We start from the raw sequence: 26,127 nt of genomic DNA on the forward strand, positions 1-26,127 counted from the left end.
CTTTTGTTTGTGCTTAAGTGTAATAAGGTTAAGTATGTTTCGGGTCCACTTCGCTACAAAATTGGCGATAGCAAGCGGGAGATTGATTCCTTCATGCGGACCCATCGCGGACGTTTCTCATAATCTTCCTCAGTCAGGAGGGTGGAGTCCTTGACGTCCTTCATGAATATCTCTTTCAGCTTCTCGGCGGTAGCTTCATGATATATAAATGCATTGACTTCAAAGTTCAAGCGGAAGCTGCGATAATCCATATTTGCGGTTCCGACCGAAGAAATCTCATTGTCCACGACGATCGTCTTCGCATGGATAAAGCCTTTTTTGTAGAGATAGACATTGACACCAAGCTTCATCATCTCCCCGATATGGGACAAGGTAGCCCAGTAAATAAACGGATGATCCGGCTTGTCCGGGATCATGATATTGACATCCACGCCGGATAGCGAGGCGATTCGCAGCGCATCAAAGACACTCGGGTCCGGAACAAAGTAAGGCGTCTGAATGTAGATGGAGTGCTTGGCGGACATGATCATTTTAATGTAACCGTTCTTGATATGCTCCAGTCTGGAATCGGGACCGCTGGTAACAATCTGCATACCTACCTGATCTTTGGTCTCTATGTCCGGGAACAGGCTAGGCTCGTATGTAATCTCGTTATGCTGCGAGGCTTGACTCCAGTCGAGAATGAAGCGAATTTGCATCGCATAGACCGCGCTGCCTTGAACCCGCAGATGAGTATCGCGCCAGTAGCCGAACTTCTTCTTTGTGCCGAGGTATTCATCCCCGACATTAAACCCGCCGACGTATCCGATCCTGCCGTCAATAATGACGAGCTTGCGGTGATTGCGATAGTTAATTCTCAGGTTGATGAGATGGAGCTTGGAAGGGAAGAAGGCTTCCGCCTCGCCGCCAGCTGCGAAAAACTCCTTGAAGAAGCCCTTGGTTAGCTGCCTGGAGCCAAGCTCATCATACAGCAGACGAACCTTGACGCCTTGTCTCGCTTTTTCCGTCAGCAGATCAAGAAATTCCTTGCCGAGACGATCCCGACGGAAAATATAATACTGAACATGCACCGATTCCTGCGCCTCTCTAATGTCCTGAAAGAGCCGGTCGAATTTTTCCCTGCCATCTGTAAAAATATCGATCTCATTATCTTCCGTCAGCAAGGCGTGATTTTCGTTCAAATGCATGTAAATGAGATCGTCATATTTGTTGGAAACCTCATTTTTGAACTGAAAACGGCTTGATTGGATGCTCCCCATCTGTGTGAGTAATGTTTGTTCATAGTGCAGCTTTTTGAAATCATCCCAATGAAAAAGTCGTATCTTGCGAAAATCCTGGGCAAATAGCAGGTACAGAACGAATCCGAGCACAGGGATGAAGGAGAGGACGAGGAGCCAGGCCCAGGTCGAGCCGATATCTTTCCTCTCCTTGAAGACAATGACTAGACCGAACAGAATGTTCAGTACAAAGATAATACCGGCGACGACAGTAATAAGGGAAGAAATGCTCATATTAGTTCCAATAAGTCCTCCTGCAACTAGTTTGTAATATTGTGATGATTATGCCACATCATTATACTTGAGCCTCTCTCCAAAAGACAACCTCCAAGAGGTTTTCTGAAGTTCGCCTCCGATCACGAAGAGCAATACCAATAGATGACTATAGTTATTTTGTCCATTGACTTCCCTTGGGGCTTTCCGATAAACTATGGGAAATTGTTGAAGGAGGCGATGTTGTATGAGTAACCGGATCATTGCTGTATATGTTGCTTATAAAAATACGTCTCCCGAACGGATATTTGTCCTCTGATCGAAGTCCCTTGCCCGGTTTGTAGTTAATTGCTTACAACGGTGGCAAGTTTTGAGTTCATCAGATAGGCATATGCTTGAGCATCCGTAGAGGGATTTCTGCGGATGCTCTTTTTGGTATGTGCTTATCTCGATTCAACATTACGGTGATTGGCAGTTGTGAAATGCTTCGGAAATGGCGTCAAGATGACCGGGGAAAGAGTCATTTCTCTACTGTCTATCGTAATGGATGGGTAACTATGTGCCCCGGAAAGCTGCAGCGCAGGGATATCCTTTACGCATCTCTTGATCTGTCGGGAGAAGACGAAAGGGAGAACATCATTTGGAAAATCATCAATTAGAAGCATTTGGATGGACTGCGGAATGGCAGCCTAAATGGCAGCATATTGCCGAGCAATACAGTGTAAAAGGCCAAATGGAGCCGGCGAGAATTGTAGCCGATCATGGCCAGAAGTATGAGATTCGAAGTGAGCGGGGGACGAGTTGGGCGACTTTATCCGGCAAAGCTCGCCTCAAAGCCACGGAGCTGAGAAGCTATCCCGGTGTCGGAGACTGGGTTGCGGTGAAGATAATGAATGAAGGCGATGATGCGATTATCCATGAGATCGTGGATCGTAAGAGCCTGATTGTCAGGCAAGCGGCGGGGTTTGAGACGAAGGAGCAGATTATCGCTGCTAATGTAGACACCCTGTTTATTGTCTGTGCGCTTAACCACGACTTTAATGTCCGCCGCCTGGAACGTTATTTAATCATGGCCTGGAACAGCGGGGTTAATCCGGTGATCGTGCTGAGCAAGTGCGATCTCTGTGAGGATATTCCTTCCTACATCGCCGAGACAGAACTGATTGCTCCCGGAGTGCCTATAATTAGCGTATCGGCTCATCTTGGCATCGGCAGGGAGCAGCTTGAGACTTACGTCTACCCGGGTACAACGATAGCTCTGGCCGGATCATCCGGAAGCGGCAAATCCACGATCATCAACTGGTTAACCGGAGCTGAGCTGCAAATTACGCAGGACGTTCGCGAAGACGATAGCCGCGGACGCCATACGACGACGCATCGCGAGCTGTTCCTGCTGCCGCAGGGCGGTGTGCTTATCGATACGCCAGGAATGCGGGAGCTATCGATCTGGGAGGATGATGGCGGCCTGGAGCGTACCTTCGAGGATATCGAGCGACTGAAGGAACAGTGCCAGTTCAGCGATTGCCAGCATAAGCACGAGAAGGGCTGTGCGGTACTGCAGGCGATAGACGAAGGCCAGCTTGACCGGAAGAGACTTGAGAACTACCATAAGATGCAGCGTGAGATTCAATTTCAGATGAGAAAAGAAAGGATCGCCGCGAAGAGAAACGCCGGACGTTCAAGCACAAGCTCTTCTAAATCGGGGAAAAGAAGCCGCCAGGAATGGCGTAAAGAGATCGAGGACTAACTCCTCGATTTCTTGTTTTTAGAGGGAGATATATGGGCAGGTTAGACCTACTCCTTCATATTTCTGCACAAAATTGACGGAAGAGCTGCAGGTTTCCTATAATTTGTAGTAGGAAGCTGCGGATTTGCCTGGGGACTTACTGATAGGAATCCGACATGACCTGGATCATTTGAAAGGCGGTTATTCTATTGAGAACGGCACCGAACGGCTTGGAGCGTCTGCTGAAATTGGACGGAGCTTATAATGTGCGTGATATTGGCGGATATGAGACAATGGCCGGTGAAATGGTACAGCGAGGACGTTTGTTCCGTGCAGATGGTCTGCACCAGCTCTCGCTGCGCGATCAGGAATTGATTCTCAAGCTGGGAGTAAGGACGATAATTGATCTGCGCTTCAGTGACGAGACGGCAGCGAAGAAGGATGTTTTTGCAGATCATCAAGGGGTCAATTATTATAACATCTCGTTGGTAAATCCAGCGACTACGAAGTTAAGAGATATTCGCAACCTGGGGGATATGTATAAAATACTGCTTGATACCTCCGGGCCGTTGATCGCGGAAGTATTCAGCCGCATTGCGGAGACGGAGGACGGGCTGCTGTTCCACTGCTCTGCTGGCAAGGACCGGACAGGAGTTATCGCTGCACTTCTGCTGGATCTGGCAGGGGTTTCTCGGGAGACCATTGTTAGCGATTATGCCGAGACGGAGACAAACCTGGCCCCCATTATCGATGAGATGGTGAAGGATCACCCGGCGGAAATGTCGCTGGAGGAGTACCGTGCCTTTATGGGCAGTGCACCCGAAAATATGGAGATTATGCTCGATCACCTCTATTCGGTTTATGGCGGTGCAGAGCAATATCTGACCACGAACGGTCTTTGTGCGGATGAGATCGAGACGATAAGACATAAGCTGTTGCAGGCCTAGGCAATGGAATGAACGATAAAATAAAAAAACAAACTTACCTTGATCTGAGCGGACGCTTCCTGCAAAAATGCGTTTTATGGTTGATTAATATCTGGAATCAGGAAATGGATGCGTATTGCAGAATATTAAAAAGAATAGGCCCTTTCTATGTTAAAACCTGCATATTTGCAGGTTTTTTTCTTAGCTGTTTGGGCCAACTGCCTGCTGCCTCTCCAGCAGTCTTCTCAGCTTATTTTCTGTATTTGATTCGGCGGCAGGGGTGTAAATGCTGCAGCGCAAATCGGCGTCCCCCTGTACCTGGAAGGAGGTGAGATGGAATAACATCTTGCCGGCTTTGGCGTGTCTGAATTCAAGCAGCACCTCCGGCGCCGTACTTACCTTGCTCTGCTGCCACAAGGCGTTGAACTCCGGCGCGGCCCGGTTCATTTCCGCAATAAACTGCTCGTACCATTCATCTTCTACATACTGGCCATAATAAGCGCGGAAGATCGCCAGAAAGCCGCTGACGAAGTCTTCCCAATTGACGGCGAGCCGCCGTAATTCCTTTCTCGTAAACAGGAGGGAGATCATATTTCTCTGTTCAAAGGGAATGCTGTCGAAATTGATGAATACCTGTGAAGCCGCTGCATTCCAGGCCACGATATTATAATGGCGATCCGTGATAATCGCCGGACAGTAGCGCAGCTCCTGAATAATCTTGATCAGAGCGGGGCTGATCTCTGCAAGCTCACCTTTGGAGCGGGCGGCAGGAGAGACAGGACCCATGGCCAGGGAAAACAGGTATTTCCGTTCGTCAACGGTTAGCTGCAGCGCTGTAGCAACACAATCCAGTACAGAGGCGGATACCTGAATATCTCTGCCTTGCTCCAGCCAGGTGTACCAGGTCGGACTTACTCCGGCCAGCTGCGCCACTTCCTCTCTCCGCAATCCAGGCGTACGCCGTCGCGAACCGTGCGCAAACCCGACGGATTCCGGCGAAATCTTGGCCCGGCCAGCCTTGAGAAATTCCGATAAGGCCTGGAGCCTTCCTTGATCTTTCATCAATCATTCCCCTTCCAGAAGTCGAACTCGTTAGACTAGTAGTCTTTATACTATGATAACACACAACTTGTAATAGCATAATAAAAGTGACAAGATGGATGGTGAGCAAGGTTCTTAACTGAGCTGGATGAGACAGAAAGGAAGTTTGAACGATGGAACGAGTAGTGATTACAGGAATGGGCGTTATATCGCCTGTCGGACATGAAGTGGACAGCTTCTGGAACAGTCTTGTACATGGTAAATCAGGAATATCATCGATTGATACATTTGATACTTCAGCACATAAAGCAAAAATTGCCGGGCTTGTAAAAGATTTCGACGCCGAAGCGGAGCTTGGACGCAAGGAAGCGCGCCGTATGGACCGCTTCTGTCAACTCGCTATGGTTGCTGCCGAACAAGCCGTTAAGGATGCGGAGCTGAATCTGGAGGAGATCGATCAGCAGCGTCTGGGGGTCTACGTTGGATCAGGCGTAGGCGGCATACAGACATTGATCGATCAGCATGATCAGCTGAAGAACAGAGGAGCGCAGCGAGTCAGCCCGACACTGGTGCCGATGATGATCTCTAATATGGCGGCGGCAATGATCAGCATTAAATATGGAGCGACCGGGCCAACCCTCTCTCCGGTAACGGCCTGCTCGATAGGCAATACCGCGATAGGCGAGGCTGCACGCCTGATTCGCGCGGGCGGCGCCGATGTTATTATTGCCGGGGGGACGGAAGCAGCGATTACGGAAATCTCCCTGGCCAGCTTTGGCAACGCTGGGGCACTATCAAGCCGCAACGAGGCGCCGGAACAAGCGAGCCGACCGTTCGATCGCGATCGCGACGGCTTCGTGATGGCGGAGGGTGCGGGGATCGTCGTGCTGGAATCGCTGGCCCATGCCGAGCGGAGAAATGCCAGGGTTTACGCCGAAGTGCTCGGCTATGGAGCCACTTCCGACGCCTATCATATGGTGGCGACGCATCCGGAGGGAATCGGAGCGTACCATGCGATGGAGCTGGCGCTGAAGGATGCCGGAATGGAGCCGGGGCAGGTTGATGTAATCAGCGCCCATGCGACGAGTACGGAGATAGGGGATATCTCGGAGACGAAGGCAATTAAGAAGCTGTTTGGAGCTGCGGCGTACCATGTTCCCGTAACCGCCAATAAATCGATGACAGGCCATTTGCTTGGCGCATCAAGTGCCGTTGAAGCGATCGCTCTCGTCAAGAGCCTGCAGGAGGGCATTATCCCGCCGACGATCAACCTGAACGATCCCGATCCAATCTGTGATCTGGATTATGTCCCGCATGAGGCGAGAAAAAAGGACCTGCAAATCGGCATGTCCAATTCTTTTGGCTTCGGCGGACATAATGCAGTCATTGTGTTGAGAAAATTTAATTAATGCAAAGAAGAAGAGAGACCGTGAACAGGAAGCCGGGGAGGCTTGCGGTCTCTCTTATTTAATTTTGGGAGCGATATGGATGCCGGCATGCTTCTGCTCATGCTCAGGTTCCACATGTATTAGGATCTGAGCGCGCTCAAAAATGCGTTTAATTGCGGTCTCAATATTATCGCAAAGCCGATGCGCGGTTTCTATGTCCATTTTGGATGGAAGCACGAGATGAAAGTCGATATATTCCTCCGGGCCGGAGCGGCGGGTACGGAAATCATGGATTTCAATGTATTGGGTTTCGTATAGAGCAATGGCCTGCAAAATCTGCTCTTCCTCCGACTCCGTTAGTTGAGCATCGATCAATGGAGGGAAGGATTCTTTCATAAGCTTGTAGGCTTCCCACATAATATAGCAGGCAAGCACGATTCCGATCAGGGGATCAAGAATGGTCCAGCCCGTGAGCGCGGCCAGAAACAAGCTGATTCCCACGCCAAGCGAAGTATATACATCGGTCAGGAGATGCAGTGCGTTCGATTTCATCGCTACGGAATGTGTCTCGGCTGCGGCACGCTTAACCTTCATTGAAACCACGAAGTTAATCGCTGCACCGATGAACATGACGATAATTCCGAGATGCGGAAGCTCGACCGGGGAAGGATGAGCCAGCTTCTGCACACATTCATAAATAATCCATAAGCCGGCCACGAAGATGAGCAGCGTCTCGATGGTCCCCGATATGTTTTCTACTTTTCCATGCCCGTACGGATGACCGCGGTCTGCGGCCCGGCTTGAGATACGAACGGATATAAAAGCGATCAACGAGGCTACCAAGTCCAGAGCAGAATGAATCGCTTCCGAGATCACGGCAACGGAGCCGGTCAGGAAGCCAACAATAAGCTTTAATATAACGATAAAAGTGTTGCTGAACACAGACAGACTGGCTGTTCTGGAACCGTTCATATCGATCACAACCTTAGAGTTCTTTCTTTATATTGTACTACCTCAACCTATTACTCGTGTAGTCTCCGTCGAAATTCGCTGCCTTATTCAAGCCTCGCATTCTTATTCCATAGCGCAAATCGGAAATCAGGCACATATCTTGTATAGAGACCTATAACTATATATACTTATAGAGATTGTTCAAAAAAGTTTGCTTTTGATAAGAAAACCGACCGAAGTTATGTTTCCTACGGAAACAACTTAGGGGCTTACGAAGGTTTTATCTGGGCTCCGTTTCTACCGTCCCTTGCTTTATCCAACCTTCCCGGTGCTTATAACCGGTCTTTTTGAACACTTACTTACAGAGCCCGCTTCATTAGCGGTTTTTCTTTGAATGGCCTCGCTAGAGGTTTTCTTATTGTTGAAAGGAGACTTACCCATGTTTTGGGATCACAGACTAACCCAGATATGCAAAGAGAATGAAAATTTATCGAAATATTCAACTTATGAAATCGGAGGGATGGCCCGGTTTGTCGCCAAGCCCAGACGTACTGAGGATATTGTACTCTTGTTAGAGCAAGCTCAATCCAGTGGAATGCAAACAGTTATGTTCGGGATGGGATCGAACCTGCTGCTGCCCGATCATCCCGATCCTGAGACGATCTATATATCGATGCGTGACCATATCGAAGTTATGCCCAGAGGAGATCTCCTATATGTGTCGGCAGGAACTCCGCTATCGATGCTGTCGCTATTCGGCGATCTGAGCGGCTTCACAGATTATCACTTCACCTTCCTGCTGCCGGGTACGCTGGGCGGTGGAGTCTACATGAATGCCAAATATTTTGACAATGTGATGTGCGATTATTTAGATACGGTATACTATATCGATCTGGAGGCCCCGGGGAGAGGTATCCAAAGCATCCGGACGGATGATTGTCAATTTGCTTACAAGCAATCCATTTTCCAACATCAGCCTTGGTTCATCACCGGAGCTGATTTAAAGCTGAAAACAGCAGGAGCCGCCTTTGATTTTGAACGGATCAACGATTATTTGAACCGTCCCCTGGTTAAGGAGAGCATCGATAATTCCAGCTTGGCAAGCTTCTATCGTTTTTATCGCAGTTATTTGTCTTCATTAGAGCAGGGGAATCAGCCGGTTCCTGAGGCGATGATGAATGTCGTTCTTGACCGGACCGGCAAAAATCATTTCGAATACCCTTCCTGCGGTTCCGTGTTCAAGAACGATTATACGATCGGTACGCCGGTAGGCAAGCTGGTGGAGAGCGTTGGGCTTAAGGGAACGGTTCGCGGCAAGGCGATGATCTCTCCGGTGCACGGCAATGTGATCCAGAACCGCGGTGGAGCAACGGCGGCAGATGTAATTGAGCTCATCAAGATCGTCCAGGAAGCTCTTCATAAAAGCTTCAATTTTGTGCCTGAACCGGAACTGGTCATCGTAAAGTAAACTTGAAGTGTTAATGAATACAGACAAAGCTCGCATACAAACACGTCTCGACCCGGATTAGAGCATCCAGGCCGAGGCGTGCTTTTATTTAAAATTTAAAGGAGGAACAGGATGAGTAGAGGCCGGGTTCAGGAGCCAGTGATGAGATATGCAGCTGTCGTGCTGGATTTAGACGGAACGCTGCTAAATTCGCACAAACAGGTATCGGACAGAAACTTAAGCGCGCTTCTTCAGTGTCATGGACTGGGGATGAGGATGATCTTCGCTACCGGACGCCCGCCAAGGGCTGTGAGGCGATTTCTCCCGGAAGAGCTGCTGGAAATAGGTTCATTTATTTACTATAACGGGGCGATGATCAGCTGCAAGCATACCGGGATTTCCCGTCACGAACCGATAAAAGCGCATCTTACTGCCGCGATATTAGATTATTGTCTGCGTTGTAATCCCGGACTGGATATTAGTCTGGAGGTTGAGGATCAATGGTTCAGCTTGAAGGAGTATGATGAGGCGACTTTAATGAGGGTGAAAGGTCATCCGATCGTAACGCCGCTGGAGGAGCTCCGCAAGCATGCCGCAACGAAAATTTTATTCTCCGGAGATATGGACATCCCCCCGCTTCAGACCAGGTTCGGATCAGAAATAAATATACTGGTCACGGATCAAGGGCAGCTTGTTCAAATTTCATCAAGCAGAGCGTCGAAGGAGGCTGCACTCCTTGTCTTGTGTCATGAAATGGGTATCACGCCAGATCAAGTCATCGTCTTCGGAGATGATATGAACGATCTCGGTTTATTTCATACCTGCGGATGGTCTGTCGCAATGAGCAATGGGGTGGAGGAGTTAAAACAGCTGTCGGACGAGATTACCGATACCCATGATCATGATGGGGTGGCAGTCGTTTTGGAACGAATAGCATTATCGAAATAATAACGGTATGAGTTCAAATATGCTGCTGTTGAAAAGAATGTGGGGGAGAAAATCCGGTCTTGTTTGGGTTTGGAGTTTTTGAATTTCACGATTTTTGACAAGCTCTGCAATTTCGAGTAACATCCATTTTATCGTTAATGCATCCATGGTTGGGAGGTGCAAAATCTTGGATACTATAGCGCGAAATCAAGTATTGGTCTGTGAAGATGATGATCATATCAGACGCTTTATCTCGATTAACCTGTCTAATAATGGATTTATCGTGTATGAAGCTGCGGATGGCGTGTCGGCCATAGAGTGCTATTCTTTGCATCAACCGAATGTGATCATTCTGGATATTATGCTGCCGGATAGCGATGGCTTTGAAATCTGCAGGCAAATCCGGGAGAAGAACCCCTCTGTCATAATTGTATTTCTGACCGCGAGGGGGCAAGATCTGGACAAGATTAAAGGGCTGGAGATCGGGGCCGATGACTATATCGTCAAGCCGTTTAATCCGCTTGAGCTTGTGGCGCGTATTCATGCCATCCTGCGTCGTACGGATAACCGCCAGACCTCGCTGCGGCATATTCTGGAATCCGGTCCGATCCGCATCGACATCAATTCCAATAAAGCGTTCAAGCATGATCAAGTCATTGAGCTGACACCCAAGGAATTCCAGATGCTCCGAACCTTTCTGGAGCATCCTGACACGGCGTTATCCCGCAACGAATTGTTGAACCTCGTCTGGGGTGAGGACTTTGTCGGTGATCCGAAGACGGTGGATGTGCATGTGCGCAAGCTCCGTGAGAAGGTCGAGGATGACTGCTCCGATCCGCAGTGGATTGAGACGGTATGGGGCCTTGGATACCGCTGGGGGAAGGACGGATAAGAAGCATGAGCATACAGAAAAGGCTCGTGGGAAGCTATATGGTCGTGATCTGCCTCACCGTGCTGATTCTTGAAATCTTCTTGATCGCTTCGGTGAGGTTTTATTATTTTCATAATGTCGAGCGGATTCTGATGAATCAGGCTGAACTGTCCGCTTCTTTTTATCAGCAATATTTTGCGGAAGAGGATCTGGCGGCGCAATCGGAACGTCTGCTGAGCGGGTTCGCGCACAATTCCGAAGCCCAGGTGCAGATCATTACCTCTTCCGGCGAGCTATTGCAGGATTCCAACGGGGCGCAGGGGAACCTGTCCATGAAGGAATATCCGGATGTAAAGACGGCTATCTCCGGGATGCCCGGCACATGGAAGGGGAAGGACCCGGTAACCGCTGAGCCGATTCTCGCGGTAACCTATCCTCTTCAAGCGCATGAACACGGCGCTACGCTAGGCGAGGTCAGATTCGTGACCTCCCTGACAACAACGCTGCAAACGATCCATCAGATCACGGTTATTCTTATCATTGTCGGCATTCTGGTCATTGCGATCGTTACGGCGCTTGGATTGCTGCTGTCCTGGACGATCACAAGATCGATCAAGGATCTGAAGCAAGCGGCCGATCGGATGACGGAAGGGGATTTCGGCATTCGTGTACGCAAGCGTTACCGGGATGAGCTGGGTTCCTTGGCAGAGACGCTGAATATGATGGCTGCAAGAATTTTGAAAAGCGAAGAGCTGAAGAATGATTTTATCTCCTCCATTTCACATGAATTAAGAACACCGCTCACTTCCATCAAAGGCTGGGTCATTACCCTCAAAGCAAACGGTCGCGATAACCAGCAGCTTGTTCACGAAGGACTGGATATTATTGAGGCGGAGAGCGACCGATTAACTCATTTAGTGGATGAATTGCTTGACTTCTCAAAATTGGATAATGGGAGAATCACGCTGCAGCTTGCCTCTGTTGATCTGGAGCCATTGATTCGGCAGACCGCCAACCAGCTTGGTCCAAGGGCAGCCAGGCAGGGCGTGGCACTTGAGGTAGAAGTGCCCGAAGCGCTTCCCCATATTCAAGCTGATCTGAACCGGCTGAAGCAGGTTTTGATCAATCTGCTGGATAATTCGCTGAAATATACCGATTCTGGCGGCAGAATCACAATCCGGGCCTATCGGTATCAAGGGAATGCCGTTATCGTTGTAGAGGATACCGGGGCCGGGATCGCTGAGGATAAGTTGGCGAATGTCCTTCACAAGTTTTATAAAGCGGATCAGCATGCCGCAGGCAGCGGGCTTGGTCTGGCGATATCCGAACAAATCATTCAATTGCATCACGGAGAATTGCGTATTAGCAGTACGGTAGGCAAAGGAACGAAGGTGCTTATTTTGCTGCCTATAGGTGGTTCATAAAAGTCGGTTTTTCAGGGCAAAGCGGGTGGATAGAATAAAATTTAACTTTTTCATAACCACTTGCAGGACAGCTGCGATTAAAATAGGTACTAACCTTGAATGGTCAGGGGGATGATCATGAACGTGCTTCAGAGACTGAATCGGACAGGAATCCTGTTGACGAGCTTATTGCTGCTCGGGGGGTGCGGTATTCCGGCGACACCTGTCGATATGATTAAGGCGCCCGCCTCTGCTAGCCGTCCCCAGCGGGACAATATGAGTCAAGAGCTTATGAGGCTGCTGCCCGATCAGGCGCAATTGGTAGTCCCTATGCAAGGTGAACAGGGACAGGATATCTCCTTCGGGGATCTGGATGGCGATGGAATAAATGAAGCGGTCGTCGTATATGAAGAGAACGGGACATCGGGCAAAGCATTGAAGGCTGCATTATTCAAGCAGCAGGATAACACATGGCGAATCGTATCCGAGATCAAAGGCTTTGGATACGGGCTGGAATATGCCGGCTTCCCGGATATTAATCACGATGGCAGAATGGAGCTTGCGCTCGGCTGGTCATTAGGAGCGGCTGGCAATGGACTGGATATTTATGAATGGAATAATGAGCAGTTGGAGCTCGTAAAGAAGAAGGAATATCACGGCAAGCTTGATCTTGAGTAATTGCTAGAGACACAAATTCATATAAGGGTCGGGTATCGGACGAGATATCTCCGATCGTTATGACCCGCCAGATAGTCCGGGGCACTGCGTCTACAGAAGGCGTATGAGCGCTCATTGGACTATTTGTGATGCCTATTTTTAGTATTTTTTTGCAAGCTGGAGGATTGAGGTCATACGACATATGCTTAAACACAAAATTATGAAGCTGGATGAATTAACGTTGTTCATTCTGCTCTGTCTGGTTGGCTGTGGAACGATCTCGATCTACGGGGCAACCCACAATACGAAGCTGGAAGGGCTTCATATCAGCAATATATATCTGTTTATAGCCTTCTGCATCCCGATGCTGGCACTTGCCTGGTTCGATTATAGAATCCTGCTGGGCAAATGGCTTTATCTCTTCTATGGACTGGGTATCGGGTTGCTTATTCTGGTCCGCTTCACCGGCGAAAATATCAATGGAGCTGTACGTTGGTTAAATATTGGACATTTTCAGCTGCAGCCCTCGGAGATCGTCAAAATATTTACGATCTTGCTCGTGGCTCAAATGCTGGGCAGACGTAGGGGAGAGACGCTTCGTCCGATCCGTGACCTGCTTCCGATCTGCCTGGTCTTTATGGTGCCTATTATGCTCATTATGCAGCAGCCGGATCTGGGCACTGCACTGGTATTCGTCGGAGTACTGCTCAGCATGCTGTGGATGGGGAATGTCCGCCTGGTCTATATGATTGTATTCCTTGGTTTCGTGATCACGATGATCGGTGCGGTCCTGTGGCTGTATTATGCGAACCATGACTTGCTGGCCAAATTCGTAGAACCGCATCAAATGGCGAGAATTCAAACCTTTCTCGATCCTGCAAGCGATCCGGACAAATCATGGCATGTTAAAAATGCCATGCGGGCGATCGGCTCGGGAGGGTTAACCGGCGGTGATGGCTATTATTTGCAAATGGGTTATATTCCTTATGCCTATTCCGATTCCATTTACGTCGTTATCGGCGAGAATTACGGATTTATTGGCTCAGCCGTACTCCTGATTCTCTATTTCGCGCTGATCTATCGCATGGTGCAAATGGTGATGGATAGCAAAGACCTCGCTGGGGCGTATATTGTCGTCGGCATAATCGGGATGCTCGTATTTCAGATTTTCGTCAATATCGGGATGCTAATCGGTCTGGTCCCGCTGACGGGAATTTCATTGCCATTTATCAGTTATGGCGGCAGTTCCTTACTTAGCAATATGATCGCTATCGGCTTGGTGTTAAGCGTCCACGCTCACGGAGTGGAGGGACCTATTTCCAGCTGAGAATTTTACAGGCAAGCTTGCAATAGACTATACCGCACATCAGGAAGAAGGTTTTTATGTTGAACATTGCTCAATTCGATCATTCTCTTTTTGAAGCCATTCATCAATTCGCATTATCCCTGCCGGGATTGAATCCGGCTATGCGCATATTGTCGCAAAAAGCAGAATATCTATTTTACCTGGGAATCATCATATATTGGTTCAGCCGCGGACGAGAGAACAAGAAAATGGTTCTAGTCGCACTCTTCGCTGCCTGTGCAGCCTTTGGAACAGGAAGTGTTCTTGCTCATTTCTTCTATCGGGATAGACCGTTCGTTCAATATGCCTTCCATCCACTCATTGAGCATGCTGCGAATGCCTCATTTCCGAGTGATCATTCGATAGGCTCCTTTGTAATTGCCACCGCTATTTTCTTGTATCGCAGAAAGGACGGAACCGCTTGGCTGCTGCTTGCCGGGTTGGTCTCATTTTCCCGCATCTGGAACGGCGTTCATTTCCCGTTTGATGTCATTACCGGAGCCCTCCTGGGCGTATTGAGCGCTATTCTGGTGAAACAATTGTTCCAGCATTGGTCTTTGGCCAATAGATCCCTGAACGCTGGCCTTGACCTGTACGAGGGCATAGTAAGGAAGGTAGGTTGAGCGAGATATGACTGTCAGCAACACTAGTGAAAGCAAAACCAAAAGTAAAAGTACAAGCAAAAGCAAAAGCAAGATAAACCGAAAGGCTCTAAAAATCGCAGGTATGGCGTTAACTGCGCTTATACTTGGTGTTTGCATCTATGTGGGGTATATATACTATAAGGCGGAGACGACCATCCATCGCATTGCTTCTCCGGAAAATCTGACTGAGAAGTATCAATCCTCCGCGCCAGGCAGCGATCATAATGCGGAGCAGCAAGTCCCGGCTCCGCAGCTTAAGCCTATGATCTTCATGCTGGCGGGCGTTGATAGCAGAGACGGAAGCGGAGGTACGGTGAATACGGATGTGCTTATGATTGTAAGCTACAACCCGGATACGCGCTCTGCAAAGCTCTTATCTCTACCGCGCGATCTAATGGTCAAGTCCGAGTTTGCACGTTCTCGCAAAGCCAATTACTATTACGCTTATTACTATATCAAGGACAAAACGGCGGCTATTTCAAATACGAAGCAATTTTATAGCAACCTGCTGGATCTGCCGATTGATTATATGGTGGTGATGGACTTTGATGCCTTGCGCAAGACGGTGGATGCGTTAGGTGGCCTGCAGATCGATGTCGAGATGGATATGAAGTACAGGGACACCGCGGATGGAACGAATATTGATTTGCGAAAAGGACTACAGAAGCTCGATGGCTCGCAGGTGCTTGACTATGTCAGGTATCGGAAGTCCAATCAAGGCACGCAGGAATCCTCCGATTTTGCCCGCAATGAGCGGCAGCAAAAGGTGATCAAGCAGATTCTGGAGAAGCTGGGGGCATTCCAAGGAATAAGCCAATGGGGGACGATCCTGGACATCATCGGTGATCATGTGACCTCAGATTTTCCCGAATCGCTAATACGGCAAGGGATCTTGAATTTCAGCAGCTTGAAGCCCAATCAAATACAAACCTTGAAGATGGATAGCATCTGGAAGAGTCCCTTCGTCTATGTGAAGCAGGAGGACCTGCAAAAGGCGCTGATCGAATTGCGGGAGGAAGTGGGGTTAAGCGCCGATAGTCAGCCCCGGTTTAAATCGATCGGCACGATGGATTAGCCCTAAGTTAAGACATTAAAAAGGTGGTGGAGCCCATTCCGAGAGGAAAAGGGCATCCGCCTTTTTATTTCTGCAATGGTACATATGATCTTTGCTCTTACCCAGCGAAGTCGAGCGTATTCCCGGTTTCGGCGACCGTCTTGATATTACTCAGTATCGCCCACCAGTGTCCCTCTGAATTCTGCAAGGAAGGATGGTTGTCCGACCATTGATCATTGATCAGCGTAAGCTTCGTGCATTTGCCAACTGTATCCAGGGTGAAGGTCACACGCGAGGTCAGCTTCTGATGATTTTCTTGATAGGAAGGGCCCGGATGCTCAATGTAGCTTAACGTCTTGTTCGGTTCATAGGCCAGGATATCTCCGTATACATGCACCGTCTCATCCCCGTCGGCCCCCGGTCCGATGTAGGCGAAGGGCTCTCCGGCAATAAAACTCGACTGAAAGACGCAATTGAAAAAAGTTTTCCGCGTACCTTCCGGTTTCACTAGCAGATTCCATACTTGCTCCGGTTCTGCTCCGATATAAAATTCGTATTTTAAGCTTGTCATATTGCCACACTCCTTATGATATTTCAAATTTGATAGAACTCCCGGATTCAGGAATTTTATGTTAAACTCAGGATACCTTGCAAGTGAAGAAGATGTATTGTAAAAACACGACAAGAACAGATGTTCTTGATGGGGAGACAGGAGTTGATTAAGCTTGCCCGCCAATACCCACAGGCCGAGTATGGGAGTTCTGAATCTGCAGGGAGGAGAGAAGAGATTCAATTTGTCCCGCCTGCCCGCAGCGGAAGCGCTGAGCTATTTTGTGAAGCATTATTGGATGGTCAGTTGGAACAGCCAGGATGATGAGCCTTATATGCAGCATGTTGTTCCGAATCCTTGCGTTAACCTGATTGTAAAACCGGGGAAGACGATGATCTATGCTCCTGCAACGCAGAAATTCACTTACCCCATTTATGGAGAAGGTCTGGTATTTGGGGTCAAATTCAAGCCCGGGGGCTTTTATCCATTCCTGCAGCAGCCTGTCTCCGGTTTGCTAGATCGTCCGCTGGAAGTGAGGGCTATACTCGATATAGACGGGATGGAACTGGAAAAAAATATTCTCTCCCAGGGGGATGAACAGGCGATGGCTGCAATCATGGATCAGCTGCTCTTGTCCAAGCTTCCGCCGCAGGACGAGCAGGTGCTTCAGATCAATCGGATCATTGACTTCATCATGGCAGAGAAGGATTTATCCAAGGTAGATGCGGTATGCGAGCATTTTCAGATCCATATCCGCAAGCTTCAGCGTCTCTTTGACCAATATGTTGGTATCAGCCCCAAGTGGGTGATTCGACTGTATCGTCTGCAAAATGCTGCTGAGACAATGGACTTGCAGATGCCGATCGATTTGTCCCAGCTTGCCATAGAACTGGGGTACCATGATCAGTCTCATTTTATCAAGGATTTCAAGGCGGTTGTCGGCTGCACACCCGATGAATACCGACGGAACATCCAGAATGGCTGACTCCACAGGACAAGGGGGAACAGGATGGCTTCGATGCCAGGTTTAAATGCCTTTGAACGTTTTACAAGAAAGTCGGTCTGGCCAGCATATACCGGCTTTCTATGGGCGCTTCTTTACGCGGTTTTTGTACGTTTCTATGAAGCCGCTACAGGTACTGTGATCGGCGGTTACGGGAAATTTTCCGATCCGGATGCCTTTAGCGTAGCCAGCTATGCGGCCGGTGTCCTGATTTTGCTATGTGGATTTATTCTGCTTGGCCTGGGCGGGCCAAGGGGAAGCGTAGTCCCGGACTGGGTTCCGGTGTTTAGAGGAAAAAAGCTCCCGCGTCTTCTAGTCCTGGGGCCAACGCTTGCCGGTGCTGCTTTTTTAGTTGCTCATGGCATCACAGGGATTATTACGAAGCTGCTTTATTTGGCGGGAGCCATTCCGCTCAGGTTGCAGGGATGGGCTGAAGTTGATATGAATCATCTTGCCTTATGGGACCTCTGTTTCTATGAACCCTGGTTTCTGATCATGGGGATATTGGCGGGATTAACAGCCGCACATTATGCCCAGGCTTCCGGCATGGCGCTGTCTGTTTTTAGACGGGGGACTGTTCTGTATCTCATATTCCTATTGCTGTTAAGTGCGTTATTGATCTGTGCCATTATTTTTGATTTTTCATGGATTGTGGAGTTTTAGCATATTAATTATAGAATCAAACACCACCCTCAGGGTTCGCCTTATTTGCGAGCTCTGGGGGTTTTTGACGTTTGGGCAGTCCTTGACGAGACTTCATCTTTCCGGCGGTCTTTCGCCAGCAAATGATGTTTTAAGGTTTATGTAAGGTTCGGATTAATATGCGGTAAGGTACGTCCGTTATTATAACATTTGTGTTCGCTAACTTATGTATGTAAGGAGATTAACCATATGAAAACTATTTTGCAAGCAGCAGATGTTACCAAAACGTTTGGTACGAAAGGAAATATATACACAGCGCTGCAAGAGATTAATCTAACGATCCAGGAAGGCGAGTTTGTAGGCATAATGGGTCCGTCTGGAGCGGGGAAATCAACGCTGCTCAACATTTTCTCGACCATCGATACGCCAAGCTCGGGAGAAGTGATAATCGACGGTGAATTGATCGCATGGACGGATGAGGAAAAGCTCTCGGATTTTCGCCGCAATAAGCTCGGGTTTATTTTTCAGGATTATAACCTGCTCGATACGCTGACAGTCAAAGAGAATATTCTGCTTCCTCTTGCTTTATCTAAAGTGTCGACGGCCGAGATTGAGAAACGCGTAAGCGAAATTGCCGACACCTTCGGCATTCGAAATATTTTGGACAAATATCCTTACCATATTTCCGGGGGACAGAAGCAGCGTACAGCGGCGTCACGCGCCATTGTAACTAATCCAAGCCTGATTCTGGCGGACGAGCCAACCGGAGCGCTGGATTCTAAATCGGCGACCAGTCTACTGGAGAGTCTGAGCCGTCTGAATGAGACGAATCAATCCACCATTATGATGGTAACGCATGATGCGTATGCGGCCAGCTATTGCAGTCGTGTCATCTTCATCAAAGACGGTCAGCTGTTTACAGAAATACGCAATCTGAACTTTGCGCGAAAGACATTTTTCCAAAAGATTTTGGAGGTTCTGGCAGAGCTCGGAGGTGAGCATCATGACGTTGTTTAGTATTGCCCGCAAAAACATCAGAAAAAACTTTACGAATTATTTCTTATACTTTGCATCGATGATTTTCAGTATCGTAATTTACTTTACATTTGTTTCTTTGAAATACGATACAACGATCAAGTCGGCTTCCGAAAGCTCGCCAAAAATCAGTTCCGCTTTCAGCGGGGCTTCCGTCGTACTTATGATCTTTGTAGCGATTTTTATTTGGTATTCTAACTCATTTTTCACTAGAAAACGCAAAAAGGAAGTTGGATTGTACTCCTTACTCGGGGTACGTAAAAAGCAGATCGGCCGCATGTTGTTTTATGAAAATTTTCTGATGGGCGTATTGGCGCTTATTATCGGGATTGGCTTGGGCTCAGCCCTCAGTCAGTTTTTCGTAATGATCCTGATGAAGGCGATGGGTTATGAATTGCTCAGTCAATTCTCAATTTCTTTATCAGCTGTGATAAATACCATTATCGTCTTTATGGTCATCACCCTGATCACATCTTTCCAAGGATATCGTTTGATTTACCGCTTTAAATTAATCGAACTGTTTCGTGCTGACCAAGAGCATGAGCGGGAGCCAAAGGTATCGTGGATTACGGCGCTGATCTCGCTGATTATGATCGGGATCGGTTACTGGCTCGCCTTGCAGGATTTGCTTCAGTCCAAGGCATGGATGAAGTTAGGGTTTTTGGTGACCCCGCTAATAATTTTGCTTACGGTCATCCTGGGCACCTATCTCCTCTTCAGCACGCTGACCGTTGTGATGTTGAAATTATCCCGAGCTCGCAAGAAGAGTTATTGGAAAGGGATGAACATTATCGGCACCTCGCAGTTGCTCTACCGGATCAAAGGGAATGCCCGCACGTTGACGATTATTGCGGTGCTTAGCGCAACTACATTAACGGCTGTCGGGACAGCCTACAGCTTCTATTACAACAATCGCAGCAATGCCGAGCTGGCTAACCCTAACAGCATGTTGTTTATAGCCACAGACGATAGTAAGGCGAAGCAGGTCGAAGACCTGGTTGCAAATTCCGCTGATCACAAGCTGCGTTACCATCAATCCATTCCGGTGCTTGAAATGAATGGAGACAGCCGTGTTCTTGAATCCGTCTTTTCTGACGGGAAAATGGCTTTTACCATTTTGTCTGAGCATGATTTCAATCAACTGGCCGAGGTTCAGAATAGGGACGGTAAGCTGTCGCTTGAGGCAAATGAAGCGGTTGTTCTGGACCCAGCCTATATGGAAGGGATGTCGCCTGACTATGTAGGCAAGACCATCACTTTAAAGGACGAACAGCAAGAACAGAAGGTCACCTTCCAGGCTTTACGCAAATATAGCGTTTTGAACCAACGCTCCGTCTATACCACCATTGTCGTCAGTGATGAGGTGTTTGGGAAGCTGCAGCCGAAGGCTACAGTAAACAAGCTTGAGATCTACAGCATTACTGATCAGGATAAAGCTAAGACATTAACTGCGGACATTAAAAAGGTTTTACCGAATGAAGCGAGGTTTTCAAGCTTCTATGACAGCTATTCCAGCGGGATGGAAGCGTCTGGACTCATGATCTTTATGGGCGGATTTTTGGGACTTGTGTTCCTGGCCGCAACAGGCAGCATCATTTACTTTAAGCAGCTGACAGAAGCAGGCTCCGATAAAGGCCGGTATTTGATTTTGCACAAAATCAGCGTCAACAAAAAGGAAATCCGCAAAACGGTCGGCAAACAGGTTGGTTTCATTTTTGCGCTGCCGCTAATTGCGGGGATCGCCCATTGCGCAGTTGCCTTATCTGCATTATCCAACTTGATGCATACCAATCTGGTAATACCAGTAGTCATTTGCATGGGGGTTTACACATGTATCTACCTGATCTATTATGCGTTGACCGTCAATGCGTACTACCGAATCGTAACGAATGTGAAGTAGATACACTGTGGAAGAAAAGGAACAAGCAAGCGGGTTCGATAGGGGTAAATCAAAGGAATCCACACCACTTTAATTTAAATGAATGGGGAGAAAGACGATGAAAAAGCGACTTATTATTGGAACGAGTATTATTGTAGTAATTTTGATCGGACTTATTGTTTTCATCCAAAATGTCAACATCAACCGGTTTGGAGCGGATAGTTACTTCGTGCAAATCCAGGACAGCGGCAAAAAAATCGAGGGAAAGTCCGATAACGGTAAATTATTCACTCAGTATGAATACACGATGCAAGGCTTTAATAAAGACGGAAAAGAAAAATCCTTCACGTTTACAGCAGATAAAGATCTGCGCAAGCAAGCTTATCTGCGGGTATACCTGAAGGGCGATAAAGTAAGCTCCTACCAGGAAGTGCAGGCTAGCGAGCTGCCGGAGAAAGCGAGACAGCAGCTGGAAGGCAGCGGGAACTAAGGGGTACAGGAATGAAACCTGTAGAAATTGTAATAAAGCGAGGGGAAGAGGATGCAGCCTTTCTGAAGCGATCGGAAGAGACGATCCTTAAAACTGATGCCTTATATATAATAAGGAGAGAATAATATGAACAAACATACAGCTTTTAAATCCATTACCCGAAAAGCAATCGCCTGCTCTGTGGCAGCGGCCTTGGCAGTGAGCCCGGCTGTTAGCGGTATTCACGCGCTGGCAGCGCCGGTATCGGTATCCAAGGCAGGACAAGCGGTGAACGTCTCTGAGGTGCAAACGCCACTTCAATACCGGATCAATGCCCGATTGGATGAGAAAAACATGCATATCCGGGGCAGCGAGACCGTGACGTTCCGCAACACTACCCAGGATACGCTCCATGAACTGGTATTTCATACGTTTGCTGACGCCAATCGTTCGAAAGAGACCCAGGCAGGGATGTTCAAACGAAAAAATGAAGAACTCCAAAAAGAAAACCCTCAACTTACGCCGGATATTTTTCTGGGCGGAATCGATATCAATCAGGTGACGGCAAACGGTAAGGCCCTGACCTATGAGAATAAAAATCAGGCTTTGACCGTTGCACTTGAGCAGGGACTTAAGCCCGGCGGATCGATAACCCTGCAGCTTGAGTTCGATGTCCAGATTCCATATGGCTCTGAACGTTTGTCGTATTATAAGGATATCGTGAATGGTGCGCACGGGTTCCCGGTGCTGGCGGTTTATGAAGAAGCTAAGCATCAATGGAACAATATCCCTTACAGCACAACGTTTGAGACTGACTATTACACGTCCTCGGATTTTGAAGTTCAACTGAACGTACCGGATACCTATCAGGTATTGATGCCGGGAACGATTACTACTCAGCAGGATAAGGAAGCCGGACGCAAGGTTGTATCGACGGTTGCCAACAATACGCGTGAATTCGTCTTTTTTGCAAGCCCTAATTATAAGGTGGAGCGTGTAACCCGCGACGGCCTGACGGTTGAATACTATTATTTTGACAATGTGCCGGACAAGAAAAAAGTCATCGATCAATACATCGACCAAGCCTTCAAAGTCATTCAGTTCTTTAATGAAAAATACGGGAAGTATCCCTATCCTGAATTTCGAATTGCCGAGTCTTATGTAGAAGGTGTTGCGGTAGAATTCTCCCGGGTCATCCAACTGGGCTTGAAAGGAAGCAATGTTGACGCTGCCCATGATGATGTGTTTGTACATGAAATTGCCCATCAATGGTTCCATGCCCTGATCGGCAACAATTCGGAGACAGAATCGTTCCTGGATGAGGGTTTCGCTGATTTCTCCAAGGTCTATTTTGCGGAGAAGCAGGGCGATACGATGAATGGCTTCAAGATGCTTCAATATGATGATTCTTCCTTCGACGAACCGATCGCTTCCACCAACCAGGAAGTTGGAGATAATGCGAATCCGGTATACTATGGCAAAGGACGGCAGGCTATCTACCAGCTATACCGATTGGTTGGCGAAGAGAAATTCGATGCATTTATGAGAGAATATTTCAAGCGTTATGAATATAAAAATGCAACGATTGCCGGTCTACTGGAGACGATAGAGGATACACTTGGCAAACAAGCGCGCGATGAGATGGACAAAGCGCTGCATGAAGGAAATTTTGTATTGAAACCGGAATACCAATTGTCCGAGACTGAAAAAATGGAATATATGGGCGAGCAGTTCAAAGAGATGTATCATGCTTCGTTGAATCAGATCCCCGGGCTTCCTTACGAGACGATGAGCAGAATCATGGACAAGGTGTATACAGGCGAACCGCTAACCATCGTGGCAAGCGATAAGGTGGGGGCTAAGGCGAAGCAGCAGCAGGAAGCGCTGGTGAGTCAGTTGCAGGCCATGTTATCATTTACAGGGATCAAACCCACTGTAATTACAGAACGCCAGATGTTGAAGCAGAAAATGAGCAAGGAGCTGGCGGCAAGTAATATTATCGTCATCGGCAACGCCAAAACAAATGGATTCATCCAGGCTCAAAAGCCGGGCATTATTCAAAAATCCAAAAATATCGGTTGGGACTGGAAAAAGATGATGAATCAAAAAGAAGGGGCAGGCGCTTATATTATTAAACATCCATACAATCAGAACCGTTTAATGCTTCATTTCTATTGGAATGGGGATACACTAAAGGATGGAATGGTTGAGCCATATGCGGAGCAAGCGTTGACTGCACTAAATTTCACTTCCGATTATTATCAATATTACGAGATGAACGGGACTGGAAAGGTCACGACGGATAAAAAGACGGAAAATCCAATGTCCAAATTTTTTAATCAGGAATAAAAAATAGTTCCCATAGCTTGCCTTCGCTTGTTATAGTAAATCGCAGGGTGGGAGATAAATACGGGTTAGGCAGCTTAGGTTTCAGCAGCTTAACCCGTATCTCCGATTCTTTGAAAGGAGGTTGGAATTGCTATGTCACGGGATCAAAAGGTATTAATCGTAGATGATGAGGCTGATATTTTGCGGCTGCTGAAGACGGTTCTGGTCAAGGAGGGGATCGATCAGGTCTATACGGCTTCGACCGCTGGGGACGGTTGGAGGCAATTTCAGGATACACAGCCCGATCTTGTAATTCTGGATATCATGCTTCCGGACGGGGAAGGCTATGATGTCTGCAAAAAAATCCGCCATGTTTCCAATGTCCCGATTTTCTTCTTATCCGCGAAAACCGAGGAGATTGACAAAATTTTAGGATTTGCCATTGGCGGCGATGATTACATCACCAAACCCTTTAGTCCGAAGGAAGTCGCTTACCGCATCAAAGCGCGGTTCAGAAGGCCGGAAGTTGCTCCGGTGCAGGAATCGCAGCCGCCTATCATTAAGGCGGGGCCTTTCGAGTTTAATGAAGAAAAAATCGAGGTCAGAAAAAACGGGGAAGTGATCGAGCTGAAGCCCAAGGAGCTTGGTTTGCTGACTCATTTACTTAAGCACCCTAATCAGATCATCAGTAAGGAAAGTCTGGTTGAGCGGGTATGGGGTGAAGAATTTTTCGGATTCGACAACACCGTTATGGTACATATTAGGCGGCTGCGCGAGAAGATTGAAGAGGACCCTTCCAACCCTCGGTATTTGGTTACAGTGAAGGGACTCGGTTATAAATTGGCAATAGAGGATGAATAGCTGAATGAAATGGAAGCTGACCGGGCGATATTTGTTATCCGTTGTTTTGATCGTTGTTATCGTCATCATCATGAATATCTTCGTGCTGATCTGGTTAAATATTCAGCAATTGAAATTGAATGCTCCTCTGTTGCATAGTGAAGATAATTCGGCGGTATCCTTTGTTCGTTCCTTTGCAGGCCAGATCAGGGTATCCCCCTCCGGAATTTCCATGACCGACCAAGGAAAGGCTGAATTGCAGAATAAGCAAGCTTGGCTTCAAGTGCTGGACGAGGACGGCAAGGTTCTCTATGGCTACGATGTTCCTGAAAAAGCAAAAACAAAATATACGCCTATGGATATCATTCAAACCTATAAATATGTGGAAGAGGAGACTTTATCCACCGTTTTTATTGGCGAAAAGGCGGGGGCTGATTACCGTTACAGCTATCTGATCGGCACCAAAGACCGTAATTTACAACGGTATGTGGTAACTTACGATTATAGAGTAATCGGACGGACCATTAGGCTTGGCATCTTAGTCGTCATTGCGGTTGACGGATTTGTTGCGCTTTGCATTGCCTATATTTTCAGCAAAAGGCTGACTCGGCCGCTTCATGCCTTGATTAACGGGATCAAACAGCTGGCTCACAAGAACTATCATGTGTATTATGAGTCAAAAGGTGTATACAAAGAAGTATTTCATAACATCAATGTATTGTCCCAGAATCTGCAAGCAGGCGAGCAGGAAAGAAAGAAGCTGGATCAGATGAAGGAAGAGTGGATCGGAAATATTTCGCATGATATTAAGACCCCTCTTGCTTCCATTCAAGGTTATGCAGAAATGATGAAGGACAAGGATTATCAATTTTCGATCGAAGAAATGAGAGAATACGCGGAGATTATTGAAAGCAAGTCCTTGTATTTGCGGGATGTAATCGAGGATTTGAATTTATCGACCCGTCTGAAAAATAAAAAAATGATGCTTAACAAAAAAAATGTCAATATTGTTGGCCTGGTCCGGAACATTGTGATCGATACGCTGAATGATGCCCGATATGCCAACCGAAACATTGATTTTCATTGCAGCAACGAGGTGATCAATATCGATGTTGATGGAATTCTGATCCGCAGAGCGGTTAGCAATCTGATTTACAATGCGATTGTCCATAATGATGAACAGGTGGCGATCCAGGTCGGGGTTAAGAAAAGCGGTCTCGATGTCTGGATTTGTGTCCAAGACAATGGCAAAGGCATCCGGGAGGATGAACTGGAGCGGATCTTTGACCGATATTATCGCGGAACGAACACAGGGGAGCTGCATAAGGGTTCGGGGCTTGGCATGGCCATCACCCATGATATTGTCAAGGCACATGGGGGAGACGTTAGCGTTACAAGCGAGCTCCATCAGGGTACACGAATTGAAATTCGACTGCCTATATTTTTCAAAGAGGAACGAAATAGCTGAAAATGTAATCCCCCTCCAGAGCGGAGGGGGATTTTGCATACGG

General features: G+C 47.7%; 23 protein-coding genes. 19 read left to right on the top strand and 4 right to left on the bottom strand.

Annotation, left to right across the window (positions count from 1 at the left end):
- Positions 1-53: 53 nt before the first annotated feature.
- Positions 54-1,511: a cardiolipin synthase gene (cls, locus tag DMN77_RS19415; protein ID WP_068781125.1), complete on the bottom strand. Its 1,458-nt coding sequence runs from the start codon at positions 1,509-1,511 to the stop codon at positions 54-56.
- A 619-nt stretch (positions 1,512-2,130) separates the two neighbouring features.
- On the opposite strand from cls, the gene rsgA reads away from it, so the two are divergent.
- Positions 2,131-3,237: a ribosome small subunit-dependent GTPase A gene (gene rsgA, locus DMN77_RS19420; RefSeq protein ID WP_179016067.1), complete on the top strand. Its 1,107-nt coding sequence runs from the start codon at positions 2,131-2,133 to the stop codon at positions 3,235-3,237.
- A 188-nt stretch (positions 3,238-3,425) separates the two neighbouring features.
- Positions 3,426-4,163 carry a tyrosine-protein phosphatase gene (locus tag DMN77_RS19425; protein WP_179016068.1) on the top strand — a complete coding sequence of 246 codons (738 nt, stop codon included), beginning with the start codon at positions 3,426-3,428 and terminating at the stop codon, positions 4,161-4,163.
- Positions 4,164-4,343: 180 nt separating this feature from the next.
- On the opposite strand, the gene DMN77_RS19430 is transcribed toward DMN77_RS19425, so the two are convergent.
- Positions 4,344-5,204 carry a helix-turn-helix transcriptional regulator gene (locus tag DMN77_RS19430; RefSeq protein WP_068781128.1) on the bottom strand — a complete coding sequence of 287 codons (861 nt, stop codon included), beginning with the start codon at positions 5,202-5,204 and terminating at the stop codon, positions 4,344-4,346.
- A gap of 152 nt (positions 5,205-5,356) precedes the next feature.
- On the opposite strand from DMN77_RS19430, the gene fabF reads away from it, so the two are divergent.
- Positions 5,357-6,592 carry a beta-ketoacyl-ACP synthase II gene (gene fabF / locus DMN77_RS19435; RefSeq protein WP_068781129.1) on the top strand — a complete coding sequence of 412 codons (1,236 nt, stop codon included), beginning with the start codon at positions 5,357-5,359 and terminating at the stop codon, positions 6,590-6,592.
- A 54-nt stretch (positions 6,593-6,646) separates the two neighbouring features.
- Here the strand turns inward: fabF and DMN77_RS19440 are convergent, their stop codons facing one another.
- On the bottom strand, positions 6,647-7,543 hold the full coding sequence (locus tag DMN77_RS19440; protein ID WP_148466605.1) for a cation diffusion facilitator family transporter: 897 nt from the start codon (positions 7,541-7,543) through the stop codon (positions 6,647-6,649).
- A 418-nt stretch (positions 7,544-7,961) separates the two neighbouring features.
- Here DMN77_RS19440 and DMN77_RS19445 point away from each other — a divergent pair, with 418 nt between their 5' ends.
- From DMN77_RS19445 to DMN77_RS19480, 8 genes are all read left to right on the top strand, one after another.
- Positions 7,962-8,990 (top strand): UDP-N-acetylmuramate dehydrogenase, encoded by a 1,029-nt coding sequence (locus tag DMN77_RS19445; protein ID WP_179016069.1) that lies wholly within the window; start codon positions 7,962-7,964, stop codon positions 8,988-8,990.
- Between the two features lie 111 nt (positions 8,991-9,101).
- Positions 9,102-9,917 carry a Cof-type HAD-IIB family hydrolase gene (locus tag DMN77_RS19450; protein ID WP_068781131.1) on the top strand — a complete coding sequence of 272 codons (816 nt, stop codon included), beginning with the start codon at positions 9,102-9,104 and terminating at the stop codon, positions 9,915-9,917.
- A gap of 166 nt (positions 9,918-10,083) precedes the next feature.
- Positions 10,084-10,788: a response regulator transcription factor gene (locus tag DMN77_RS19455; protein ID WP_082790107.1), complete on the top strand. Its 705-nt coding sequence runs from the start codon at positions 10,084-10,086 to the stop codon at positions 10,786-10,788.
- Positions 10,789-10,793: 5 nt separating this feature from the next.
- Positions 10,794-12,191 (top strand): sensor histidine kinase, encoded by a 1,398-nt coding sequence (locus DMN77_RS19460; protein WP_068781132.1) that lies wholly within the window; start codon positions 10,794-10,796, stop codon positions 12,189-12,191.
- 117 nt (positions 12,192-12,308) lie between these two features.
- The gene (locus DMN77_RS19465) at positions 12,309-12,848 is read left to right on the top strand and encodes an FG-GAP repeat domain-containing protein (RefSeq protein ID WP_069188368.1); all 540 of its coding nucleotides are present in this window, start codon (positions 12,309-12,311) and stop codon (positions 12,846-12,848) included.
- A 181-nt stretch (positions 12,849-13,029) separates the two neighbouring features.
- A complete protein-coding gene (locus DMN77_RS19470) occupies positions 13,030-14,154 on the top strand; it encodes an FtsW/RodA/SpoVE family cell cycle protein (protein WP_068781133.1) in 1,125 nt (374 codons plus the stop codon).
- A gap of 56 nt (positions 14,155-14,210) precedes the next feature.
- Entirely contained in the window at positions 14,211-14,795 is a 585-nt protein-coding gene (locus tag DMN77_RS19475) for an undecaprenyl-diphosphatase (RefSeq protein ID WP_068781134.1), read from the top strand.
- 142 nt (positions 14,796-14,937) lie between these two features.
- Positions 14,938-15,891, top strand: coding sequence for an LCP family protein (locus tag DMN77_RS19480; RefSeq protein ID WP_372776242.1), 954 nt, complete (start codon positions 14,938-14,940; stop codon positions 15,889-15,891).
- Between the two features lie 97 nt (positions 15,892-15,988).
- On the opposite strand, the gene DMN77_RS19485 is transcribed toward DMN77_RS19480, so the two are convergent.
- On the bottom strand, positions 15,989-16,441 hold the full coding sequence (locus DMN77_RS19485; protein WP_068781136.1) for an SRPBCC domain-containing protein: 453 nt from the start codon (positions 16,439-16,441) through the stop codon (positions 15,989-15,991).
- A gap of 154 nt (positions 16,442-16,595) precedes the next feature.
- Here DMN77_RS19485 and DMN77_RS19490 point away from each other — a divergent pair, with 154 nt between their 5' ends.
- The 8 genes from DMN77_RS19490 (at position 16,596) to DMN77_RS19525 (ending at position 26,084) form a co-directional block, all read left to right on the top strand.
- The gene (locus DMN77_RS19490) at positions 16,596-17,405 is read left to right on the top strand and encodes a helix-turn-helix domain-containing protein (RefSeq protein ID WP_256872496.1); all 810 of its coding nucleotides are present in this window, start codon (positions 16,596-16,598) and stop codon (positions 17,403-17,405) included.
- A gap of 24 nt (positions 17,406-17,429) precedes the next feature.
- Entirely contained in the window at positions 17,430-18,086 is a 657-nt protein-coding gene (locus DMN77_RS19495; protein ID WP_179016070.1) for a DUF3995 domain-containing protein, read from the top strand.
- 228 nt (positions 18,087-18,314) lie between these two features.
- Positions 18,315-19,082 carry an ABC transporter ATP-binding protein gene (locus DMN77_RS19500; protein ID WP_179016071.1) on the top strand — a complete coding sequence of 256 codons (768 nt, stop codon included), beginning with the start codon at positions 18,315-18,317 and terminating at the stop codon, positions 19,080-19,082.
- Positions 19,069-21,000, top strand: coding sequence for an ABC transporter permease (locus DMN77_RS19505; RefSeq protein ID WP_179016072.1), 1,932 nt, complete (start codon positions 19,069-19,071; stop codon positions 20,998-21,000). Before DMN77_RS19500 ends, DMN77_RS19505 begins: the two co-directional genes overlap by 14 nt.
- A gap of 97 nt (positions 21,001-21,097) precedes the next feature.
- A complete protein-coding gene (locus tag DMN77_RS19510) occupies positions 21,098-21,469 on the top strand; it encodes a YxeA family protein (protein ID WP_068781141.1) in 372 nt (123 codons plus the stop codon).
- A 126-nt stretch (positions 21,470-21,595) separates the two neighbouring features.
- On the top strand, positions 21,596-23,797 hold the full coding sequence (locus DMN77_RS19515; protein ID WP_179016073.1) for a M1 family metallopeptidase: 2,202 nt from the start codon (positions 21,596-21,598) through the stop codon (positions 23,795-23,797).
- A gap of 132 nt (positions 23,798-23,929) precedes the next feature.
- Positions 23,930-24,637: a response regulator transcription factor gene (locus DMN77_RS19520; protein WP_179016074.1), complete on the top strand. Its 708-nt coding sequence runs from the start codon at positions 23,930-23,932 to the stop codon at positions 24,635-24,637.
- A 4-nt stretch (positions 24,638-24,641) separates the two neighbouring features.
- Positions 24,642-26,084, top strand: coding sequence for a sensor histidine kinase (locus tag DMN77_RS19525; RefSeq protein WP_179016075.1), 1,443 nt, complete (start codon positions 24,642-24,644; stop codon positions 26,082-26,084).
- The last annotated feature ends 43 nt before the right edge of the window (positions 26,085-26,127 follow it).

The sequence above is a fragment of the Paenibacillus sp. 79R4 genome (assembly GCF_013393165.1).
Taxonomy (GTDB): Bacteria; Bacillota; Bacilli; order Paenibacillales; family Paenibacillaceae; genus Fontibacillus.